The organism is Methylobacterium sp. BTF04, assembly GCF_010692745.1.
Classification (GTDB): domain Bacteria; phylum Pseudomonadota; class Alphaproteobacteria; order Rhizobiales; family Beijerinckiaceae; genus Methylobacterium.
Genome location: NZ_JAAHTB010000217.1, coordinates 1 through 784 on the forward strand (window position 1 = coordinate 1; position 784 = coordinate 784).

Here is a 784-nt window from a genome sequence, read left to right on the forward strand (position 1 = left end):
CCGGTGTTCATTCCGGTGCCGGTGTTCACCTGGACCGGCTTCTACGCCGGTTTCAACGCTGGTTACGGCTTCGACGCCTCCAGCACCAGCGCCCCCACCGTCATCGGCGTCAACGGCGCCAGCACCCTGGTGCTCCCGGGTACCACCCAGGCGATCGCCTTCAGCAACGGCAAGAGCAACGACGGCTTCGTCGGCGGTGGTCAGGTCGGCTACAACTACCAGTTCACCCCGGGCTCCGGCTTCGTGGTCGGCGTCGAGGCCGACGCTCAGTACGTCGACTTCGGTCGTGAGCGGAACCGCTTCGCCGCCACCGGCCCGCTTGCTGCCCAGCAGGTGTTCAACCCGGCCGGCGTGTCGAGCCTCGACTACTTCGGCACCGTGCGCGGTCGCCTCGGCTACGCCTTCGACCGCACCCTCGTGTACGGCACCGGCGGCTTCGCCTACGGCTCCGGCGGCGGTCAGCAGTTCGGCCTGAACAGCGGCAGCCGCGACAGCTTCCAGACCGGCTGGGCTGCCGGCGGCGGTATCGAATACGCGCTCCCCACCGACTCGTTCTTCAACTTCTTCAAGTCTTCGGCCGTGACGTTCAAGGTCGAAGGTCTGTACGTGAAGCTCGACCAGAACGGCCGCAATGCCGGCGCCTTCGCCGTCAACAACGCCGGCGCCACCATCTTCACCAACAGCCCGGGCGTCGTCCTGGCCAGCGGTGGCCGTCAGGTCCGCGACACCGAGTTCGCCGTCGTCCGCGCCGGCCTGAACTACAAGTTCGGCACGTACTAGGACC

The 784-nt window shown here is 67.3% G+C and carries 1 protein-coding gene; it reads left to right on the plus strand.

Annotated elements, in window-relative coordinates; translation table 11 throughout:
- Positions 1 to 780: porin family protein (locus G3T14_RS24405; protein WP_163645041.1), on the plus strand; the 780-nt coding region annotated here is incomplete at its 5' end.
- Positions 781 to 784 lie beyond the last annotated feature (4 nt).